Source organism: uncultured Draconibacterium sp. (genome assembly GCF_913063105.1).
GTDB lineage: Bacteria > Bacteroidota > Bacteroidia > Bacteroidales > Prolixibacteraceae > Draconibacterium.
Map to the genome: position 1 here is coordinate 46,521 of NZ_CAJXYQ010000001.1, position 21,842 is coordinate 68,362.

Here is a 21,842-nt window from a genome sequence, read left to right on the forward strand (position 1 = left end):
CAATGTAGCTGCTTTTTCTTTTACTTGCATACCATTTATATACAAATTTAGAGAAAATAGTAACATTAAAAGCAACATCATTGCTCCTTTCTATTCATATGCTTAACTAACAGCATTCTATTTCACCTTATCATATCTGCTTTCCAAAAGATCTCTATACGATTCCTTCATTTCGTCAGACAAAAAAGATTTATTAAGCCATTCAACTGCTTTGAGTTTATTTCTGAACATTCTCATTTTGACTCCTTCAATTTGTTTATCAGTTAATCCTAAACCTAAGCCCAGTTTTTCAAAGTGTCTCCAATTCAGTTTTTTCTTTTTCCCGTCCATAGTTAGTGCCAGCTCTTCCATATCTTCAGGTAATATAATTGCAACATTCAGCAAATCATAGGCGGGCGCCAGTATCCAACCTGATGAGCTTTCAATCAAAGAAAAGTTTTTGAGGTGCATATCATTATTACCGGTCAGAAAACTAAATACCGCAAGTTCAAGAAAGAAGATTTTATCCAGCATTGTATTATCTGAGTACGCATGTATTGCTTTCCCAACTTTCTCCATGGAGCTTTTGTACTTATCGAAAGCTTCTGTAATTTGAAACATATCCAATATGTGTATTTTTTCACCACCCACTGTCCGGTCAATCCTTCTTGTGATATATGATAATTCACCCGATTTCAAACGTATTAAACTGGATGGGACAACACGAATGCCCATGGCTTCTGCCATTCGCATGGTTACATGTTCATTCTCGGGCATTTCCTGAAAACGTTCATTTGGAGGCTTAAATATGTACTGCCCTCCAAGGGCTCCTACCACTGTTAAACGGGTATCTGCTTTACCGTTCCTCTCTTCTATTAGTGACATAGATAATTTTGCCTGGACTCCGGGGACTGTAACACTTCGCTCAACAACATGTTTTGCCAGTTCAGTCATCTGGTCTAAAGAATAAGGTATTTGTGGAGGCGTTAAAGTCCCAAAAAATTCCTTGCTGCAGCGGGGATGAAAATCCTCTGCAGTTTCAAGAGCTTCATAACAATATAAACATCTATTCTTCATTTTCATCTGTTATAGGAACAATACTTACAGCACCAATGCAGTTCTGACAACATGCTAACAATAACCCCATGCGGTCGTTCTGGTTAATTTTCCAGTTAGCAGAAGCAATATCCAGCAACCACCCCTCGGGAATAAGTCCATCGAAAAAAGCAAACAGTCTGTTATCAAGATATGGTTCGTTTCTAACCGGCATTGAAAAAGTTATGAACTCGTCAGGATGATCTTTCACATATTTTTCGTCGTACTGAAATACATATTCCCCGTCATCAGTTTCGGTAATAGTTCCGGCATAGTAGTTTTTGTATAGGACCTTCCCTTTTCTCATAAATCAAGCTCTTTACTTTCTATCGGTACCAATTCATGACCAAACATGCTTAATACAAGGTTCACCTTATCCATGTTCAGATTCGTCTTACCTTGTTCAATTTTTCGAACCACAGTCAGTGCAACACCTGCTCTTTCAGCAAACTCTTCCTGGGTAAGGTTAACCTCCTTTCTTCGTTCTTTTACAAACTCTGCCAATCTCTTCATTATATGCTTTTAGATATAACAACAAACAAATATACGATATTATATGCATTTAGATATAATTTATGTGTGTAAATTTGTTTTATATGTAAAAGCATATATTTTAAGCTTTCATAAAAATAAACGTGTTACGAGAATAGACAAGTACCCTATGCAAATAAGAATCAAAACACGCTGAGGAAAGCCTCCTGGAAGTACTCTCAAACTATAACCCATCTTCGATTCTACATTATACATTGAAGTATGGTGCTTTTGCCTATGCCATTGAGGTTCAACTATCGATACAAATCCATAAAACAAAAGGTTTAGAATTCGGGAGCTGCGAAAACTATGTTGTCTCCAGTTTCTGTGCGAGGCAATCTCCATTTGTACTTCATATAGATTAGGGCAAATATCTAAACTAATCTCATTCTTAGTTTAGTTTTTCGCTAAAATTTAAACTAAGAGTAAATTTATTCTTATTTTAGTAGAATAAAATATAAACATGAAATCATTTAAATCGGGAAAACATATAAGTCAAGGACATTACAAAAGTTTTCAGCCTAACGACATTAATAAAGAGTGGCAGGTTAATGACATGCAGCTACTGAACTTACTTAGTAAAGCTGACCGATCGCTTGGACGACTTGATATGTACTCTGAGTACGTTAACATCGACTTATTTATAAGAATGCACATCGCAAAAGAGGCAACACAATCATCCAGGATTGAAGGAACTCAGACAAATATGGAAGATGCATTTCTTGAGAAGAAAGATGTCGCAGTAGAGAAACGAGACGATTGGGAAGAAGTTCAGAATTACATTAGTGCAATGAACGAAGCAGTAAAACTTCTGCATACCTTACCATTTTCATCAAGATTAATTCGACAAACGCATAATATTCTACTCAAGGGGGTAAGAGGTACAAATAAAAATCCAGGGGAATATCGTAGAAGTCAAAACTGGATTGGAGGTGCATCCATAAATGATGCAACATTTATTCCTCCTGTTCATAGCACTGTCCCTGAATTAATGTCGGATATTGAATTTTTTGCAAATAATGAACTTAACCCATTACCTGAACTATTGAAGATTGGCATAATCCATTATCAGTTTGAAACGATTCACCCGTTTTTAGATGGCAATGGTCGGGTAGGTAGACTTCTAATAACATTATACCTTGTAAATAAAGGTATCTTGAAACAGCCAATATTATATCTTTCAGACTTTTTTGAACGTAACCGCACACTTTATTACGACAACCTCATGCGCGTTCGTACACATAATGACATTGATCAGTGGTTAAAGTTTTTTCTTACGGGTGTAATTGAGATCTCAAAGAAAGGAGTAGAAACCTTTGATAAAATTATGCAACTGCAAAAAGTGTTGGATAGCAAAATTCAGACGCTTGGAAGTCGTGGAAATGAGGCACGAAAAGTAATTGATCATTTATATTCCCAGCCCGTAATTGATGCTATGAGGATTGCTATGATTACGAACAAATCAAAAGCTACGAATTATAAGTTGCTTGATGATTTAGAGAATATGGGCATATTAAAAGAAATTACCGGAGCACAGCGAAATAAACTGTATGTTTTTAATGATTATCTGGAATTGTTTAGTAGTTGACAAAAAACAGTTTCATTATCTTTACATCTGGAAGTTCATTGATTTGTGCAATAAGAGGCGTAGAATTCGGGAGTTGTCAAATCTTACATTTCTAAATACGCTGATAACGAGATAGATACAAAAAGAGTTCAAGCCCAGGTGGGCCCACTTAAAAATCAAGCAGTTGCAAAGAAATGTAGCTGCTTTTTTTATGCCATATTTTCAATTGGTATTACAGCACAATCACCCCATCAATCCCATCTACTTTTTCAGTAATCTCAACAATTTGGTCAGCCGATTCCATCCAGGCAACACAGGTAATCGATACGTGCTTTAGGTTTTCAGTGTGTTTAAAGGATAATTTACCATTGGCTGGCAGCAATATTTTTATCTGCTCCACCTTACCGTCTTCATTCGGAGTTATAAATTTAAACATATATTTTAATGGCCAGCTGTTTGTTTCCATTAGACGGTAACGCAGGTTTTTATATTTATCTGTTTCCATTTTTTTCATTTGTATCTACAAATACAATTAAACGTTTCTTTTCGTTCACTTTTTAAGCAAAAATTTAAGCCTCTTATTTCTGACCAAAATTTAAAGTTTGGCACAAAGATTAAATTTTTAGTAAACTAAACGTAGAAACAAATACATTTTCATTTTAGAAAATTGTTGCCCTCTATTCTTCGGCTTTACGTCGGGCTTCCAACTCTTCCTGCATTTTTAGAACCGTTTTTTGGTCGATGCTGTAAAAGAACAACAATATGGCACACGACATATACAAAATTCCCGGGAAAACTGAAATCATTAATTTGATACCAGTAATCGCTGTTTCGGTTTGTTCCACATTTGGAGTAAACTTAAACGCGGCAAGCAACCAACCGGCCAAAGCTCCACCAATTCCCCAACCTGCTTTTTGTGCAAAGGTTGCTGCCGAGAACGTCAGGCCGGTTGCACGTCGGCCAGTTTTCCATTCCGAATAATCGGCGGTATCGCCAAGCATGGTCCAAATTAATGGAACAGCTGGGGCATAAGCCATTTTTGCAAGAATATTAAAAGTATATATCAGGTAAATATTCTCGGCCCCAGGCAAATAAATTAAACAGAAGAACACTCCGGAAATAAGGGTGCTTGCCAAAAATACATTGCGGTTGCCAAAACGTAAGGCCAATGGTTTTGAAAAAGGAAGTGCAACAATTAAAGCCACTGTTCCAATCACATTAAACAGCTGAACGCCCTCTTCATTTCCAATGTAATATTTAAAATAGTACGCCACCGAAAGATTTTGCATGGCAAACATTACAAACGAAACAATTCCCACAAAAAACAGAATAATCCACGGGCGGTTTTTGAACAGGTTTTTAAAATCTTCTTTTAGGTTTTCCTTTTGTTTTTTAGGCGGCTGAACTCGTTCTCTGGTTGTTTTAAACGTAATCATAAACAGTATAAAACTGATTAACGAGAACAGAATAAGCGTATACTTATAGCCTTTTGCCGAATCGCCTTTTCCAAAGTAATTGGCCAGGTAAAGTGCAGTACCCGATACAATAAACTGCCCCACAAATGCAAAAATAAAGCGGTACGAGTTTAAGCCGGCACGCTCGTTCGAGTCGGAAGTCATAACCGCTCCCAACGAAGAGTAGGGGAGGTTAATAGCCGTAAAAACCGTCATCAACAAAATGTAGGTAATACCGGCATAAACAACCTTGCCTGTTTCGCCAAAATTTGGTGTTGAAAATGCCATAACGGCAAGGATGCTGTACGGTAAAGCCATCCATAAAATGTAAGGTCTGAATTTTCCCCAACGTGTTTTGGTGCGGTCGGCAATTACGCCCATAATCGGGTCGCTGGCCATATCCCAAAAACGGGCAATCAGCATAATTGTACCGGCAGCTGCCGCCGAAATGCCAAAAGTATCGGTGTAAAAAATCAGAATCCAGAAACCCACCATGTCCCACACAAAATGCGAGGCTGTATCTCCCAAGCTATATCCTATTTTTTCTTTTAGCGAAAGTTTTGTATTCATTGTTTTGGTTTTAGCTTCTTATTTATATTGTCATTTCAACTACGCAGGAGGAGAAATCCCTGACTAATGACGCAGATTACTCATCTTCGTTCCTCAGATTCGAAATGACAAGGAATTATTTCATTCCCAAATACTTCTCCTTTACCACATCGAATGCCAATTTTTTCGTCCGATCATTTTTTAGTATTCCCCAATACTCTTCGTTGGGGGCGCCATCGTAGGGAACGCCACTGCTGTTGGGTGCCCAACCACCGGGATCTTGTTGCTCAGGATTTCCGGCTTTCCACCACTCATCAACAAATGCAAACAAGGCAACTCCACTACAAATTTTTGTGTTTCTGAAAGTTGCCTCCAAAATATTTCGGGTGGCATCAGCCTGTGCTTTTTCATTTTCCCCTTGGTCATAACCATTTTTTTCAATGGTCATGTAGCTATCGCCGCCAGCTTCGGAAAGGTACATTGGCTTTTCACTAACAACTTTCCATTCATCGAAAATTGTTTCAGGATTATCCCAGCGATATACGTTCATTCCCCAAATATCAATTTCGGGAGAAAGGGCAAGGGCTAAAGAATCGGGCAGCTCGCCGTGAGCAGTAGCCACCGGATGTAACGAATCGTTTTCTTTAGCCAGTTTTGCAGCATTGTTTAATGCATTATACCAATTTGCCATATCGCCATCAAACCACTCCGGGTGATAGTTGTATTCGTTACCCAGCTCCCAAAACAGGATGGCAGGATGCGTTTTGTATTTGTTAATGTAATCGACAAAACTACCGGAAAAAATATCGAAATAGCCGTTTTGATTATAACCAAATCCAATAATTAGCTTAATGCCGGCTTGGTGTATTTCATCTAAAACAGCCACATCGTCAACCGGCGAATACAGGCGGATTGTATTTATTCCGGCTTCGTTCATTAAAGAAAGGTCTTCGCTTAAATTTTTGAAATTCCTTTCAGAACTTCCTTTTGGAACCGGGTGGTAGCAAATACCTTTTATTAAATAGGGCGAGCCGTTTAGTTCAATATTTCTACCATTAACCCTTACCGTTTTTTCTTGTTCTCTTTTGCACGAAAGTATGGCCAGAAACAAACCAAGTAAAATAATAAGCTTTTTCATTTTTGAACTTATCTATCAAATTTCTTATACATTTCAGATACCCTATTTCCTTCTATTCCATTTAAATTTTAGCTACTAAATCCAACACCTATTGCTTTATTCTCCCTGATGTTTTGCTTTTCCTCGACGGGCTATTAATGCTTCTCGAATTTCGTGTGCTTTTTCCTCGCTAATTGTATAGCCTCTCATTATTAATATGGCCATTACGGCAAAAATGATTGGAATAATAATATCAGCCAACCGAAGGTTTACCAACGACTCCGGTGTTTGCACTTCGGCATTTTGATTGAAGCCAACCATTTTTAATACCACACCACTTACCAACATGGCCAATGCATTTCCAATTTTTACCATTAACCAGTACACAGCTCCAAACATCCCTTCGCGGCGGGTTCCGTTATTAAGTTCGTCAAGGTCACACACATCGGCGGTCATCGACATCATTAGGGTAAACAGGCCACCAATACCGAAGGAGATTAAGGGCAATGGAATAAACATTAACCATGGATTTGCCGGATTAAAGCACCACCATTTTAACACATAACCTACAATTGAAAGCAGTGTAGAAATGATAAAGGCATTTTTCTTTCCAACCTTAGTTGATATTTTGGTTACAATTGGAATAATAAGAAATGCCGTAGCTGCCGCATTAACCGTACTAAACCATGGAGGCCATGCTCCGGCATCGGTAATACTTCCTTCAAATAAATAATACAGTATTATGAAATATGAAAACTGTGCGATAGTTTGAAAACCATTGAAAATTAAAAATGTGGTACTACACAATTTTAAAAATGGTTTGCAGGTTAAGGTTTGTACCACTGCCTTCCATAATTCTTTTAAGTTGGCAGCTATATTTTTTAACGAAAGATTTGATTCAACCTGCCCCTGTTTATTGGGCAACACCATTTCTTTACAGAACAGTGCCGGCAAAGCTCCAATAAGAATACTAACTCCACCTACCCAAATTGAAAGCACACGTACTCCTTCGGTCGACTCTTCGAAAAACAAGTCGGGATTACCAATTAAAATCCAAAACCAGGGAGCAATCATCCAGGCAAACTGGCCTAAAACCTGTCCGGCAGCCATTAACCTGGTTCGTTCGTTATAATCCGGAGTCATTTCGTACCCCAAACCAATAAACGGTGTTGAATAAACGGTAAACGAAAGAAAAAATACAAAGGATAAGCTTAAGAAATAGATGAAGTTATAGGTCTGCGAATTGTCAGGCGACATTTGCCACAGTATCATAAACGTTATTCCGGTTAAAATGCTACCAATTAAAATATAGGGTTTTCTTCGTCCCCAACGCGAGCGGGTATTGTCTGATATATATCCCATTATCGGGTCAATCAAAGCATCGAAGAACTTTGGCAAGGCAGCTACCAGGCCTGCAAGCGCAGGGTCCATTTTAAACCCGTAAATAAGGTAGAACATAAATACCCCAAGAGCAGCCGGATACAGGTTAATTGTTAATTGCCCTGCACCATATGCTGCTTTTTGCCCTAAAGGAACAATGTCTTCTTTTGCTGTTTTGTAATGTGCCATAAGCTAAGTTTAACTGATTAAAGTCTGTTTATTGTCGTTTAGTTTTTCTGCATCACCAGCTTTGGTTGCCTGTCAACAGTGTAAAGCCCCCAGTGTTTTTCAGCTCCCCACGGGTCGTTGGGATTTCCTTTCCAGTCTTCATCAAAAGCTTCAAAAAACAGTGTGGTAATATTCATTTGTTTCGACCACTGCATAAATTCGTTGAAATATTGTAATTGCTTTTTTTCGCTGGCTCGTTCGCCAAATTCCGAGGCAACGGATGCCCAACCTGCTTCACTAATTACAATTCGGGCATCGGGAAGTGCATTACGTACTTTCTGAATATTCTCGATGGAATAGGAAAGTCCTTCATCAATATCTTTTCCTTCCCAAACCGGGTAAATGTGCACTGCAATAAAATCGAGTACTTCCGAAAGTTTTTGCCCGTGAGCAGCCCACCATTCGTAATTATCGGCAACCGTTACGGGTTGCTTTATGGCATTTTTCACTCGCTCGCAATAAGCAATTACCGTATCCACATGCATTTTATGGTCGTTCCAATCTACCAGGCACTCGTTACCCACATTAACTGCACAAACAATTTCGGAGTATTTATTGGCAAGGTTTATTCCGCGCTGCAGTTCTTCCAGGTTTACAATTTTATTGGCATCCAGTTCTTCCTGCGGAATTGGTTCGGTTAGCCAGGCACAAGTTTCGTGGGCACTCAATTCGGCATTTAACCACATTCCAAGCATTACTTTAATATCCAGGTTGTGTTCTTTAATTAAACGTAAAACCATCTCTGAGTTTACCCCAGAATCGTATAACCTTATGAGTTTAAAACCCATTTCGTTTTGAATGATTTGAAGGTCTTCCAATACTTCTTCGGCTGATGGATTTTTGGCGCCTTCGCCACGGTCGGGATGCTGCCCGGTTCTGAAACCGGAATAACACACCGCATTTGAAACACCAGCCAGTAATTCTTTTTTCGTTTGTTTTATTGAATGCTTATCAGAACTTTTCATAGATGCTTTCTTCTTCAATTCTTTTTGGGGTGTAAATGCAGCAAATAAAACTACTGCCAGCCCCAAAAAAAGTAAGTTGTATTTTTTCCTGTTCATTAGTTTTAGCTTATTTGTTAATCTGTTATAATTTAGTCCGCTTATCCTCTACGGAAGCAGGTTAAGAAGAATACCATTATGCTTTAGTATTTTAAATTCTCATCTTTATCCCAAAGGCCCCAAAAAGCGCCAACATCTCCTTCAGCACCCACTTTCCAGCTTTCGTCGAAGGCGGAGAAATACATCACCTCAATCCCTTCTTCCTTACTCCACTTCTGGGTATTTATGAAGTAACGTAAGGCGTTTTCGGGATTTGGCACCGATGCTTCGAATGCAGTTCCAACATTTGGCCAGCCGGTTTCGCTAATTACCACCCGCTTACCTTTGCCGGCGCCCAGTGCCTGGTAGTACATGTTCTGCATATACACGTGCGAATAATCGATGTGGCAACCTTCCCAAAACGGGTAACAATTGGCATAAATAACATCGCAGGCTTCTACTATTGCCGGCCGGTTTACAAACTCGTAATAAGCATCAACATAACCAACTTCGGCCTGTGGCACCGCTTTTTTAACCTGTTTAATATAATCCAGTAATTCCTCTTCTGTAAGCTCTTCGCGGTACAAAACCTCGTTTCCTACGGCTACCAAATCGGCATGCCCGGCTTTTACAAGGGCTATCAGGGCTTCAATTTCTTCTTCGTTTTTTTCTTTATCGTCGCTTAGCCAGGCACCTACCATCGTTTTTAAACCGTAAGCTTTGGCAATTGCCGGAATTAACTCATTTCCTTCAGTACAGGAAAATGTTCGCACCCACTTTGTAAATGGTTTAATAACCTCAATACGCTCGGTAATTTGGGCAGCCGATAAAAGTGCACCTGGAGCCTGACCTTCTTTGTAGGCACTAAAACAAATCCCGTGAACCCCGTCAGCTAGTATTTTTCTAAACATCTGAGACAGGTCTGATGAACTCTTTTGATGGAAGTCTTCTCCCACCAGAGATAATATTTTTTCGCTTCTGAATGACATTTTAGGTTGATTAATAGGTAAGTATATAGTCTATCTGCTCAATATCACCACTTCGTTTAAATAGTAAAGCAGCGTTGGTTGCATCCATACTCTTGCCTTCGATATGTTTTGAAGTTCCGTTGGCATAGTAAATTACAATAGCTTGTTTTGTTCCGGTTTTATAAATTACCGGCACCTGGCAGATGGTAAAAGCCAATTGATTATCCTCTAAAGCAATCGTCTGAGGCTTACCATCTAATCCAATAAACCGGAACTTATCTTTTGCTGTAAGCAATTCATCGAAATTGAGTAGCGTGGTATTAAAAGTAATTTTACCATCAGAAATATGCACACCCAGCTCGCCAAAGCGCGAAATAACATCCTCTTTTACCTGTCCGGTAAGGCCAGGCTGTTTAGCTCCGGCACCTCCGGGGGTGTGCGAATAGGCATCGGTTGGGAAAGCCCCATACAAAGCAGGCGATTTGTACAAACCAATTCCTGCCTTAATTTCGTAGTAGTGCCCCTTTATTCTTCCCAAAATATCGGCATCGGCATTTTCTTCAACGCCTTTAAAATAACACTCCTGAACCGCCAGCAACAACTTCGAAACCATGTGCCAGTAGATACTTCCAAGCCCCTCGTAACCATAAAAAGTACCCGAGCGACCGGTAAACGACTGGTGGTCGAACATTTGCTCGTAAATATCGAGCACCTGTTGTTTTTCCTGCTGTATCAGGTCGCCATACTTCTCGGTATCTAATTTTGCCAGTGCAGTGCTTAATTCGTTGGCATTACGGAAAGTGCCATTAAAATGATGGCCTCCGGTGATGTCTTTCGTGATGAACGAAACTTCTTTTTCAGCAACTAATTTTTGTAACAACTTCGATTTTTTAACCGCTTCTCCCGGAATCTGGTTTTTCTCCACAAAACGTGGCAATTGCCTGTCGGGGTATAAAATGTAGCTGTATTGGTCTTCGCGGAATAGTTTGCTGGCTTTTAGCCCATCCAAAACCTCCAGGCTCTCGGTGGTTGACAATGCACCCGAGCTAAGCACAGCCACTTGTCCCTCCAACATTTCATACAAATAGCGAACTGCTATGCTGTTTTCACTGAAAGAAACCAGGTTGTACGCGTGGTACAGCCCGTCTTCTCGCCTATTTTTCTGAATTGATTGATTTACATACTCAAGAGCCAGGTTTATAAATTCGCTCAAATTCCCGGAAGAAATTCTTTGCTTGTCGCCCGAAAATGAATTGGAGTAAACCGACTGGCGATATTCTTCGCCTGCCTTACCCAAAACTTTTGTAAAATGGTAACGGTCTTCATCTGAAAAACCAGTGCCTATCAACTCAGTATTTGCCTCGAAAAGCGAGAATATTTTATCGAAAAGAACAGATAATTCCCCCGAAATCTCGAAAGAACCAGCAGTCATTTTGCTGAATTTATTTTGCCAGAACTCGAGGAAACGACGGATGTAATACAGTGTAACCATTGATACTCCGTTGCCCACCAATGCGTTATTGGCATCGTTCCATTCAGGTCGCTGCGTATTTAACCAAATACCTGCTTCGGGGATAAAGTTGCTTAGTTTCGATAACAAGGTACTTAGGATTTTCTCCATCAGATTCACCTTGTAAATCTCGCCGTCGTTGCCAAAAATAAGTTTGCCATCGGCGCCCACCTCGGCTGCCAGTTTTTCAATTTTATCATTCAGCTCAAAATCAAAAACAATGGTATCTTTTGGGTTGACCACGAGCTCTTCAAAAGATTTTATGCGATATGGCACATTGGCGTAAACAAAAATTTCCTTTGCCAGTAATTCATCCAATTTTCCCGGGTGATAAGCTTCCGTTTGTTCTAAAAATTTTTGCAAATAAATAATCTGATGGTCGCCCCAGTAGCCAATGTAAGCCCATGGGTCATCCGGGTCGGGGCATTCCCAGTCCATTCCCTCGCGGGTAATACGGTAAGGGTTATAACCATCGGCAGTTGATGCATTTACAAATTTGGCAATTATACCTTCAATATATTCGGGGTACGACAGACACAGGGCTTCCCAGTTTTGGAAAATATCGCGCCAGTTTCCCTGGTAATTTAACTTGTCGGTTCCGTCCTCGTTTTTGGTTTCAATGGAGAACTGGTTCCAGGGGCGGCTTGGGTCGCCATGACGACGGCTAAACGTTAGCGGCAGGTATTCGAAACAAATACGTTCTAACTCGGGGCTGCCGGTGTCTTTTGCCCAGGTTAACAAATTGCCATGCTTAATTTGCGTAGGAAGGGCTGCCAGTTGCACTTCAAATTTTTTGGCAATACGCGTATTGGTTTGCTTTACGTAGAGCTTAAAATCGTTTGTACTAAAAGTGTAATTGTTGGCAAAAATACCGCCACGCATTACATTAAACAAGGTGTTGGAAAAATGGCGTGCAAAACCTAATTCTTCGTTTCCTAACTGCAAGCCATCGGCATTCGCCACAATTTTTATCAGGTTTTGGGTTCCGGCAGTAATGTCCTCTTCAATTGTTTTTGCAATATTACTGTTGGTTAAAATAAAATTATCGAGATTAGCAATGTCGCCGGCATCCTGATTAACCTCGGCTGCCATGTACCACTGCTTTTTTTCCGCTTTACTAAGCTTAAAAACCATATTTGTGTAATAGGCACCACGTGATGCACGCACATCCAATTCTGTTTCTATTTTCTGTCCGTTTCTAAATGCTTCCAACTGTTTATCTGAAACCAAATATCTGGCATTATCGGCAGGCACCACCGACCAGACACTTGTTGCTTTCAAAGCTTCGCTTGGTTCAGCACGGTCAACCGGAATGGAACTCAGCATAAACAAACCCAACTTGCTTTCGCTTAGTAATGCGTTTTTTTTGTAGGCATCCAACAGGTTGCTGTATTCGTTCTGAAAAGCATAGTCAACACCGTAAGGCAGAAGATTACGGATGCCATCCAACACTTCAATTTTAACCTCATCGTTACCTGTATTTTGTATGGTTGATTTTTTTATCCATCCAAATTTTTCGCTGTTGTACCAACCGTACCGGAAATTAATTTCGAGGTCGGTATTTCGTTCTTCAAAGATTATTTTGTTGCCGTAAATACTTTTGTACAAATTGCGCTCGACCTGGTAAAGTTTTTCAGCTTCATCTGTAAAAGGTTCCCATAAAAAGGTCTTTTCGTTTTTCTGAACCAAACAAATTGTTTTGCTACCGGTTTTGCCTTTATAATCGTGAATCTTATCGTCGGTATAGTATGGGAAAAGCGAATTGTCGCGATTTTTCCGACCTGCGGTAAGCGCACCGTTGCTCGACAAATACATCCAATGATTAGAGTCGCTCACAATGGTCATAAAAAAATCGGGCATGCCATTGTAATTGCTTATTTTATAAAACTTTTCGTTTTCAATTTCAACAAAACCTCCCTGAACCTCACTCTCAAGGGGTTTAAGTTTATTCTTGCCAAGGTAAATTTCCTTCATGGTTAATTCGAATAATTTGGTTTACTATTTTTTTTGATATACCCTAACATAATCCACTTCCATGGTTTGCGGGAAAGCAGTATCGTCAATACCTTTCATACTCCCCCAGGCGCCTCCAACGGCTACATTCAGAATGAGGTAAAAGGGTTTTTCGTAAGGCCATTTGCTTTCGCCGAGGCCTTCATTTTTATACTCGAAATAAAGCTCATCGTCAACATAGGCTTTAACGGTATTAGGTGACCATTCCCAAGTATAGGTATGAAATGTTTCAGTAGCATCGGCAACATGAATAGTATCAGTTTGTTGCGTACCTTTTTGCCATTGGTAATCGCGCGAATGCGCCGAGGCATGAATAACTCCGGGATCGTGTCCTACGTGTTCCATAATATCGAACTCGCCAACATCGGGCCAGTTTCCATCGTTAAAACTCCAGCCACCGGGCATCATCCAAATGGCGGCCCATGTTCCTCTACCTGCAGGTAGTTTAGCTCGTGTTTCAAAACGGCCATATTTCCAGTCGGTTTTTGTAATTAACCGGGCAGAGGTATATTCTTTATCGCGAAAACTTTCTTTAAGGGCTGTTATATACAGCATTCCGTTTTCTACTTTTGCATTCTCTTGTCGTTTTGTGGTATAAAACTGCGCTTCGTTGTTGCCCCAGCCGTGGTCGTTTCCTTCGGTATCGTAACCCCACTTTGTGGAATCGGGCAATCCGGAACCATCAAACTCATCGCTCCAAACCAACTGATATTCTGCCGGGGGTGCTTGGTTTGAAGTTGAGGTGTTTTTGTTTGTTCTATTACCACAACTCATAATACAAGTTAGCCCTAGAGCAATCAATACAAAATATTTTAAGCTTTTCATTCTACCAGAATTTATTCAACAGGTTGATACACTCTTACGTAATCAATTTCCATGGTTTGTGGAAAAATATCGTTATCGATTCCCTGAGCGCCGCCCCAATCGCCACCAACAGCAATGTTTAGAATAAAAAACTGTGGTTTGTTAAAGGGCCAGTTGTCATCGGTTTTACTTGCCGGACCATATGTATGCGTTACATTTTCAGGCGAATCGGTGTAAAAAATCATTTCTTTTTCGGTCCAGATTAAACCGTAAATATGAAAGTCTTCTTCGCAGGTTTCGAGGGTTTTACTGCTGCCGTTTCCGTTGGCACCAGATCCGGCTGTTGTGTGCACAGTTGCATGAATGGTATTGGGCTGATAACCTACATATTCCATGATGTCGATTTCGCCGCATGCGGGCCAACTCACATCACCAATATCGGCACCCAGCATCCATATTGCCGGCCATATACCTGTTCCGGATGGTAGTTTGGCTCGAATCTCCATTCGGCCATAGGTAAATTCCTGCTTGTCTTTTGTAATCATTCGGGTTGAAGTATAAGAACCCGCTTGTTTGTTCTCATCAATTTTTTTGGCGGTTATAATTAAATGCCCGTCTTTCACTTCGGCATTTTCGCCGGAGGTGTAATTCTGTAATTCGTTGTTTCCCCATCCGCTGGCTCCGGTTTCAAACGTCCAGTCGCTTAGATTTACGTTGTCACCATCAAATTCGTCGGCCCAGCTTAGCACAAAGCTCGAAATATAATTGGGGTCGTCGGCAGCAATGCTCAGGGTTTGTTTTTTCGAGTATACCACTTCGTTTTTCACGATTTGCAGTTCTATTTCATAATCGCCTTTGTAAGGATAATATGCAGCGGCATTGGTTTCGTTTTCAACTTCCTTGTTTTTAAACAGCCATTTAAACGAGTCGAATTCACCCTCGGAAGTATTAACCAGGAGAATTCGGTTTGGGTTCGCAGCGTCTGGGGTAGCAGTGAAAGAAACAAGCAAATCGTTCTTTGCAATTACTATTGTTTTTTGTTGCCTGTCGTTGTTGCCATCAAAATCTACAATGGAAAGTGTAGCGGCGTAATTTCCGGCTTCGGGGTAATAAATTTCGTAGGTTTTGATTTTATTGGTGGTGGCTGCAGTTTCGCCATTACCAAAATCCCAGTTTAAAGAGTAATTTTCACCTTCTGAAAGGTTTGCAAAGCGTACATTATTCTCATCAATAAACTCGAAACTAAAATCGGCTACCAGATTTATTGTAGTATCATCATCGCCACACGAGCTAATCATTGGCATTGCAATCGCAAGAACGGCCAAAAAAGCCAGCCATTTGTATATTTTATCTTTCATCACTTTTACAATTTCGTATTTAGAGCAAGCTTACAACACAAACACATGGCGCTCATTTTCTGCATTTTACATCGTTCGTTTTGTTTTTTTACACGACATAGGAATTACAGGGTACCCAAAAGCACCTTTAACGTTTTAATCAAATTTTTCAGAAGGAAAACATAGGGAAGCCATAAGCTTCCCTATGTCAAACCGAAGTTAAATAGTGGTTTTTCACCACTATTTAACTGGAATATTGTGAATTATTCAGCCGGAACATATACATATGTCCATCCGGTTGCCCATGCTGCATTCGGAACATACAGCACCATTTTATCTTCGGTAAGCTCTACAATCTGGAACAAGCCACTACCGTTACCACCGCCGTCAACGCCACCTAAAATAATCTGGTCGTTAACTTGCAGGGTTTGGTTTGTTACGTCAAGTACAAAGCTTCCTTTTTGTCCGGCACCATCAGCCGACGAGTAGTAAGTGTAGTTTGCAGCTCCGTCAAGGTCGAAATGCATTTTACCTGCTACATCAGAAGGAGGACAGCATTCGCCACCAGCATTCCACCATACCGACCAAGGTTTATTCGATGGATCGGACATGAACCACCAAAGGCCACCGTCGCCACCAACACCATCAAAAACCCATGTTTTTCCGGCTGCAGTGTTTTCGCTAACCAAATCATACCAGTCCTGGTCAAGCGGAGTATCCAACACATCAATTGTTACATCAATTGATTTTTCGAAAAACTCGGCACCTAAGGTTCCGGTAAAAGTAAAAGTTGAAGTACCGGGAATTGGATAAATAATCTCAACTTTATTGGTTAATGCAATACCCAGGTTATAATCCCAGTAACCGGTAACTCCGGGCGTAGCCATTTCTAATACAAGCAGGTTACCGCCATTTGAGTTTTGAGTCACCACCAGCTCAACGCCATCAATGTTTGTGGAGTTCTCCAGTTCTTTTTCATCAACAATTGATTCGCAAGCTGAAAACAGCAAAACCAATAAGCCGAGTAAAAGACTAATATTTTTAAATTTATTTATCTTCATTTTTCTTGATTTTAAAAGTTATTACCAACCTGGATTTTGCTCGTAAACGCCGTTTGAAAGTCTGACTTCCGTTTCAGGGAATGGCATCAAACCTTTAATTTCAGAACGGTAGTTTGGCGAGTATTTCGCGTCAATTCCAGAATTACGTACATCAAGTGTATAGTTGAAAGCCGATTCAACATCTCCCCAGCGAACCAGGTCGAACCAACGTAAGCCTTCAAAAGCCAACTCGTACAAACGTTCTTGCTTAAGTGCGTCTAATGAATAGGCAACCGGATCCAAGCCGGCACGTGCTCTAACGCGGTTCATACCATCAGCTGTTCCGGTAATTTCAGAGTGCATAAGCAGCACATCGGCAAAACGCATAAAAATAAAGTCTTGTGCGTGCATTAGCTGCATATCTGTATTTCCCCAATTGTACAACTGAATAAACATACCCTTAACATCACCACCATTTTCGCGGTGCTGAATAGCGATGTATTTTTTATTGAAGAAACCCGTTTCATGATCTCCTTTATCAGCTTCGTAACCACCGGCACCTTGCGCAGCATTACCTAATTCAAGTATAGAACCTTCTTTGCGCGGATCTTCAGCATCCCAGCTATTCCAAAGGTTCGGATTAATTGGACACCAGCCCCAACCCTGACCAAAAGGAACCATTGAGTTATCGCGAACACCGGTAAACAGTGCCAGGCGGTTGGTATAAATATTTCCGTTGTTCCAACCCCAGTCGCCAAACGAGAAACGCTGAACAAACATGGTTTCATAATTACCTGTTCCGAAAGTTGGCGAGTGGCCGTCTTGTCCAACCCATGATAGGTTATTTTCGTGAGCCCATGGTAAAACGGTTGTATCGCCTGCCGAAATATTTACGTAAGAGTAAGGCCACAGGTTTCTGAAATCGCTAACCAGTTCGTGTCCACTATTATTTATACAGTCGCTTAAGTATCCGGCAACATCAGAAGCCGACAGCGAACCACCGTCTGCCAATGGTAATACATCGGTGGACTGGCCTTCCATATTTGTCATATACCCGGTGTAGTACAAATAAACACGACCAAGATAAGCTTGTGCTACCCATTTATTGGCGTGGCCATAGCTTGAAGTTGGTATTTCAGGAAATGGTGTAGACGGCATGGTTTCGATGGCCAATTTCAAATCTGATGCGATTTGTGCATACGTTTCTGTAATTGTATTTCTTGGTCCGTCTTTTGGATCGTCGATTGCAGTAATAAGCGGCACTCCACCTAAAAATTTAACCAAACGGAAATAGAAAAACGCCCGCATAAACAGTGCTTCTCCAATCTGCTGATTTTTAAACTCCTGCGCCTCTTCTGCTGAAGCAAAGAAAGTAGAGAAATCAGCTTCGGCTGTTTTCTCAATAATGGCGTTTGCACGTGCAATACCATTGTACGACTGCGACCACAGATCACGATAAGTGTCTTCCAGCGGATCTTCAAAATTATCCACCCATTTGGCTGATTTATCGTCAGGACCACCACCACCTAACATCATGTCAGACAAAAGGTTGGCAGCCATCGATTCGTTACTGTGCACGTTTGGCGTATAAATCGCATTATACACACCGGCTATGGCTTCTTCCATATCGGTAGGTGTTGAATAATACGTATCCAAACTTTTACCGTAAAGGTTCTCTGTATCTAGAAATTCATCTCCGCAGCCTGTCGTAAACAACATTACGCATGCAACTGCTAAGTATATTATATTTTTCATTGTCTAATTTTTTTTAAAACTCAACACTTAAACCAAACATAACTGTTCTCGCCTGTGGGTATAACCCAAGGTCAATACCTGAAGCCCAACTTGCGTCATGTCCAAAAGCGACTTCCGGATCCATTCCATCATAACCGGTAAAGGTGTACAGGTTACTTACTGAGGTATAAAGTCTTACATTCGAAATAGCATCGATATTTGAAAGCAGGTGTCCGAAATTGTAACCAAAAGTTAAGTTACTAACTCTTAGGTAATCGGCATCGTGCATGTAAATATCCGAAACAAAGTTGGTGTTGCGGTTCGATGAAGAACTTAAGCGCGGTAATCTGTCTGAGGTACCTTCTCCGTGCCAGCGATCGAAAATACCCGTGGTATAGTTCTGGTCGAAGTTATCGGCAAACGAACGATACGACTGCATTACCTGCATACCGAATTTACCTGTAAAAGTAGCATTGGCGTAGAAGTTTTTAAATTCAGCACCTAACTGAATACCAATTTCCCAATCGGGGTTAGGATCGCCCAGCATTATTTTATCATCTTCATCAATAACGCCATCAAGGTTTTGGTCAACAAAACGCACATCGCCCGGACGTTGGTCGCTGAAATAAGGATTTCCTTCAGGAGTAACGTAAGCATCAACTTCATCCTGGTTTTGTAATAAACCATCGGTTTCGTATCCATAGAAGAAACCGATTGGCATACCTACCTCAACTCTTGATACTGCAGCAGTACCTTGAGACAACACGTGTGATGGTCCTTGAATTACGCCATCGGTATTGGCAATACTGGTAACTTCGTTTTTGTTGTAGGCCGCACTAAACGAAACATTGTATTTAAAATCGCCTACTTTATCGTTCCAGCCAAATACCATTTCAACACCAGTGTTTTCAATATCTCCACCGTTGATGTATGGGGCAGCAGCACCAAAAGTTCCAAGAATAGGTGCTTCAAGCAACCACCCTTTGGTTGTTTTCTTGTACCAGTCAAAAGTAACCGCCAGTCTTGAATCAAGAAGACGAGCATCAACACCAATGTTTAACTGTTCTGATTTTTCCCAGGTTACATCAGGGTTGGTTACCCGCTCCGGATAGGCGGTTGTTCCTGAAACCGGTTTTGTATCGCCAAAGAAATAACCAGGGAATACATAAGCAATTTGCGATGAATAGATAAAATTCGGAATTGACTGGTTACCGTTTTGTCCCCAGCTGGCACGCAATTTTGCAAAATCCAGAATTGAAATATCGTCCATGAAATCTTCTTCAGTAATTACCCAACCAGCAGCAAACGATGGGAATGTACCCCAACGGTTACCTTCGGCAAAGTTTGAAGAACCATCGGCACGTACCGTTGCCGAGAACATGTATCTTTCTTTAAAGTTATACTGTGCACGGGCGATATACGACATTAAGCCACCGCCACCGGCTGCCCAATCGGCACCCCAGGTGTTAATTTCGCTAATCGACTCGGGACTTTGTGTATTATTTATGTACGCATATTTAGGATCGCCAGGGAACAGCAAGTTGTTTCTTGAACCACCTACTTCCATATTAATCTGGTTTTTCAGCAACTCGGTACCTACCAGTACATCTACTTTATGGTCGCCAAACAAACGGCCGTAAGCAGCAGTAGTTGTCCAGGTCCAGTTGTTACCGAAATATTGGTTTTGCGAAGCGCCATCCACATCATCGTTATACAACAGTCCTAAACTGTAAGTAGGATTCATTGAACGGCCATAGCCAAACCATGCATCAACACCAAACGAACTTCTAACCACAAGGTCTTTAATTGGCTCAACTTTAATGTAAGCGTTACCTGTTACTTTGTTTCCTTTACCATAGTTGTAATTGTGGCGGTAATACATTCTTGCAATCGGGTTGGTTTGCCCGGTTGATAAACCATCTAAAGTTGGTGTAAAACCGTATTCGTTAATGTTGTTATCAATTGATGGTTGCCAGTATGCCGGCATCAATGGATTTTGAACCAGTGCATCGTGCAGGTCGTTCCAGTAAATGTTACCGGTACCCACACTGCGGTTTTCGGTATTGGTGTAAGTGAAGTTTTCACCAATGGTAATAATGTCGTGCTCATCGTTTTTATACAGAACAAATTCAGTATTTAAACGAGCTGTTAATCTTTTGTACCCGGCATCGATGATATCGCCACCAATAATACCTGTTTGATCGAGGTATGAGATACCTGCTGAGTAAATTACATCGTCGCTACCACCTGTGATGTTAACAGCATGGCTTTGCATTGATGCATCTTGTTTGGTTATTTCGTCAATCCAGTTGGTACCTTCCCAACCGTTTTGCAACATACCCCAAATGTCTTCACCCAACTGAGTTCCCAGCTCGCCAGGAAAATTGTTATTTAACCAGGCATTGTTTTTCAAAATCGCTTCCCAGTTGTTTGGTGCCAAACCATCGTTAACCCTACCTTCGTCCATAATGTACATGTATTCCTGTGCATTAAGTGGATCGAGGTTTTTGTAAATGTTCTGAATACCATAGTAACCATCGTAGGTAACCATTGGTTTTTTGTTTTTCGAACCTTTTTTAGTGGTAACAAGTACAACCCCGTTAGCAGCACGCGAACCATAAATAGCCGCCGAAGCTGCATCTTTCAGTACATCAATCGATTCAATATCACTGCTGTTCAGGTAGTCGATATTACCAACTGCAACTCCATCAACAATGTATAATGGATCTGAATCGCCAATGGTACCCAAACCACGAATGGTAACTTTAGTACCTGCTCCCGGCTGACCATTGTTACGTGTAATACTAACACCCGGAGTAGTTCCCTGTAACGCTTCCATTGCAGTTGAAGTATTCAAGGCTGCAATTTCTTCACCCTTTACATTAATGTTTGCACCAGTGGTTAAGGCCTTTTTTTGAACACCGTAACCAACAACTACTACCTCATCAACGTCAAAAGCGTCACTTTCCAGAACAACGTCAACCTGCGTACGTCCGTCAACAGGTATTTCCTGCGGTTTCATTCCAACAAACGAAAACAGCAAAACTGCATCTCCTGAAACTTTCAAGGTATAAACCCCATCAAAGTTTGTAACAGTACCGTTTGTAGTTCCTTTAACAACTACTGTAACCCCCGGTAATGGCTGGTTGTCATCTGCCGAAGTAACTACACCGCTAAGTGTAACTTCCTGGGCAAATAAGCCAAGGGAAAATACAGTACTCAAAATCAACATGAGAAATTTTCTCATTCTTTGTTTTTCTTTCATAGATTTAATTTTGATTTGAATTACAAATAATTTCTATTCTACTATAGTTAGTCATCGCACACAAAGTGCAATTCATCTCATTTCAACTAATGGCGTAAAAAAGGTTGGGTTGAAAAGCCAATTCCGGCTTTTTGAAGTGCAAAAAGTATTCATAGTAAGTTAGTTTTATAGTTTGTTAATTGTGGATATAACAATATGCTTATTGTTCGATGCACAATATAGTGTACAATT

General features: G+C 40.7%; 16 protein-coding genes. 1 reads left to right on the plus strand and 15 read right to left on the minus strand.

Annotated features, from left to right (window positions below; all coding sequences use genetic code 11):
• Positions 1-117: 117 nt before the first annotated feature.
• The 3 genes from QZ574_RS00160 to QZ574_RS00170 are packed head-to-tail and all read right to left on the minus strand — an operon-like array spanning position 118 to position 1,587.
• Positions 118-1,056 (minus strand): HipA domain-containing protein, encoded by a 939-nt coding sequence (locus QZ574_RS00160; protein WP_297085471.1) that lies wholly within the window; start codon positions 1,054-1,056, stop codon positions 118-120.
• Positions 1,046-1,381: a HipA N-terminal domain-containing protein gene (locus QZ574_RS00165; RefSeq protein WP_297085473.1), complete on the minus strand. Its 336-nt coding sequence runs from the start codon at positions 1,379-1,381 to the stop codon at positions 1,046-1,048. The genes QZ574_RS00160 and QZ574_RS00165 overlap by 11 nt, the downstream gene beginning before the upstream one ends.
• Complete coding sequence (locus tag QZ574_RS00170; RefSeq protein WP_297085476.1) at positions 1,378-1,587, minus strand: type II toxin-antitoxin system Y4mF family antitoxin; 210 nt, start codon at positions 1,585-1,587, stop codon at positions 1,378-1,380. The genes QZ574_RS00165 and QZ574_RS00170 overlap by 4 nt, the downstream gene beginning before the upstream one ends.
• A gap of 481 nt (positions 1,588-2,068) precedes the next feature.
• Between QZ574_RS00170 and QZ574_RS00175 the strand changes: the two genes are divergently transcribed.
• Positions 2,069-3,193, plus strand: a complete 1,125-nt coding sequence (locus tag QZ574_RS00175) for a Fic family protein (protein ID WP_297085478.1) — start codon at positions 2,069-2,071, stop codon at positions 3,191-3,193.
• A 211-nt stretch (positions 3,194-3,404) separates the two neighbouring features.
• Here the strand turns inward: QZ574_RS00175 and QZ574_RS00180 are convergent, their stop codons facing one another.
• The 12 genes from QZ574_RS00180 to QZ574_RS00235 form a co-directional block, all read right to left on the minus strand.
• Positions 3,405-3,677: a DUF493 family protein gene (locus tag QZ574_RS00180; protein WP_297085480.1), complete on the minus strand. Its 273-nt coding sequence runs from the start codon at positions 3,675-3,677 to the stop codon at positions 3,405-3,407.
• 172 nt (positions 3,678-3,849) lie between these two features.
• Entirely contained in the window at positions 3,850-5,196 is a 1,347-nt protein-coding gene (locus QZ574_RS00185) for an MFS transporter (RefSeq protein ID WP_297085482.1), read from the minus strand.
• A 115-nt stretch (positions 5,197-5,311) separates the two neighbouring features.
• Positions 5,312-6,313 carry a glycoside hydrolase family 2 TIM barrel-domain containing protein gene (locus QZ574_RS00190; protein ID WP_297085484.1) on the minus strand — a complete coding sequence of 334 codons (1,002 nt, stop codon included), beginning with the start codon at positions 6,311-6,313 and terminating at the stop codon, positions 5,312-5,314.
• A gap of 96 nt (positions 6,314-6,409) precedes the next feature.
• Complete coding sequence (locus QZ574_RS00195) at positions 6,410-7,861, minus strand: MFS transporter (RefSeq protein ID WP_297085486.1); 1,452 nt, start codon at positions 7,859-7,861, stop codon at positions 6,410-6,412.
• Positions 7,862-7,899: 38 nt separating this feature from the next.
• Entirely contained in the window at positions 7,900-8,961 is a 1,062-nt protein-coding gene (locus QZ574_RS00200; protein ID WP_297085488.1) for a glycosyl hydrolase family 17 protein, read from the minus strand.
• 83 nt (positions 8,962-9,044) lie between these two features.
• On the minus strand, positions 9,045-9,929 hold the full coding sequence (locus tag QZ574_RS00205) for a glycosyl hydrolase family 17 protein (protein ID WP_297085490.1): 885 nt from the start codon (positions 9,927-9,929) through the stop codon (positions 9,045-9,047).
• 10 nt (positions 9,930-9,939) lie between these two features.
• Positions 9,940-13,392, minus strand: coding sequence for a hypothetical protein (locus QZ574_RS00210; RefSeq protein ID WP_297085492.1), 3,453 nt, complete (start codon positions 13,390-13,392; stop codon positions 9,940-9,942).
• Positions 13,393-13,416: 24 nt separating this feature from the next.
• Positions 13,417-14,256, minus strand: a complete 840-nt coding sequence (locus QZ574_RS00215) for a glycoside hydrolase family 16 protein (protein ID WP_297085494.1) — start codon at positions 14,254-14,256, stop codon at positions 13,417-13,419.
• Positions 14,257-14,267: 11 nt separating this feature from the next.
• Positions 14,268-15,593: a family 16 glycosylhydrolase gene (locus tag QZ574_RS00220; protein ID WP_297085496.1), complete on the minus strand. Its 1,326-nt coding sequence runs from the start codon at positions 15,591-15,593 to the stop codon at positions 14,268-14,270.
• 242 nt (positions 15,594-15,835) lie between these two features.
• Complete coding sequence (locus tag QZ574_RS00225) at positions 15,836-16,633, minus strand: hypothetical protein (protein WP_297085498.1); 798 nt, start codon at positions 16,631-16,633, stop codon at positions 15,836-15,838.
• A gap of 21 nt (positions 16,634-16,654) precedes the next feature.
• Complete coding sequence (locus QZ574_RS00230) at positions 16,655-18,367, minus strand: RagB/SusD family nutrient uptake outer membrane protein (RefSeq protein WP_297085500.1); 1,713 nt, start codon at positions 18,365-18,367, stop codon at positions 16,655-16,657.
• A gap of 13 nt (positions 18,368-18,380) precedes the next feature.
• Positions 18,381-21,593 (minus strand): TonB-dependent receptor, encoded by a 3,213-nt coding sequence (locus tag QZ574_RS00235; protein ID WP_297085502.1) that lies wholly within the window; start codon positions 21,591-21,593, stop codon positions 18,381-18,383.
• Positions 21,594-21,842: the final 249 nt, after the last annotated feature.

Bases quoted from the DNA above. Each gene is read 5' to 3' on its own strand.
- QZ574_RS00160 (WP_297085471.1), bottom strand. From the start codon at position 1,056: ATGAAGAATAGATGTTTATATTGTTATGAAGCTCTTGAAACTGCAGAG.
- QZ574_RS00165 (WP_297085473.1), bottom strand. From the start codon at position 1,381: ATGAGAAAAGGGAAGGTCCTATACAAAAACTACTATGCCGGAACTATT.
- QZ574_RS00170 (WP_297085476.1), bottom strand. From the start codon at position 1,587: ATGAAGAGATTGGCAGAGTTTGTAAAAGAACGAAGAAAGGAGGTTAAC.
- QZ574_RS00175 (WP_297085478.1), top strand. From the start codon at position 2,069: ATGAAATCATTTAAATCGGGAAAACATATAAGTCAAGGACATTACAAA.
- QZ574_RS00180 (WP_297085480.1), bottom strand. From the start codon at position 3,677: ATGGAAACAGATAAATATAAAAACCTGCGTTACCGTCTAATGGAAACA.
- QZ574_RS00185 (WP_297085482.1), bottom strand. From the start codon at position 5,196: ATGAATACAAAACTTTCGCTAAAAGAAAAAATAGGATATAGCTTGGGA.
- QZ574_RS00190 (WP_297085484.1), bottom strand. From the start codon at position 6,313: ATGAAAAAGCTTATTATTTTACTTGGTTTGTTTCTGGCCATACTTTCG.
- QZ574_RS00195 (WP_297085486.1), bottom strand. From the start codon at position 7,861: ATGGCACATTACAAAACAGCAAAAGAAGACATTGTTCCTTTAGGGCAA.
- QZ574_RS00200 (WP_297085488.1), bottom strand. From the start codon at position 8,961: ATGAACAGGAAAAAATACAACTTACTTTTTTTGGGGCTGGCAGTAGTT.
- QZ574_RS00205 (WP_297085490.1), bottom strand. From the start codon at position 9,929: ATGTCATTCAGAAGCGAAAAAATATTATCTCTGGTGGGAGAAGACTTC.
- QZ574_RS00210 (WP_297085492.1), bottom strand. From the start codon at position 13,392: ATGAAGGAAATTTACCTTGGCAAGAATAAACTTAAACCCCTTGAGAGT.
- QZ574_RS00215 (WP_297085494.1), bottom strand. From the start codon at position 14,256: ATGAAAAGCTTAAAATATTTTGTATTGATTGCTCTAGGGCTAACTTGT.
- QZ574_RS00220 (WP_297085496.1), bottom strand. From the start codon at position 15,593: ATGAAAGATAAAATATACAAATGGCTGGCTTTTTTGGCCGTTCTTGCG.
- QZ574_RS00225 (WP_297085498.1), bottom strand. From the start codon at position 16,633: ATGAAGATAAATAAATTTAAAAATATTAGTCTTTTACTCGGCTTATTG.
- QZ574_RS00230 (WP_297085500.1), bottom strand. From the start codon at position 18,367: ATGAAAAATATAATATACTTAGCAGTTGCATGCGTAATGTTGTTTACG.
- QZ574_RS00235 (WP_297085502.1), bottom strand. From the start codon at position 21,593: ATGAGAAAATTTCTCATGTTGATTTTGAGTACTGTATTTTCCCTTGGC.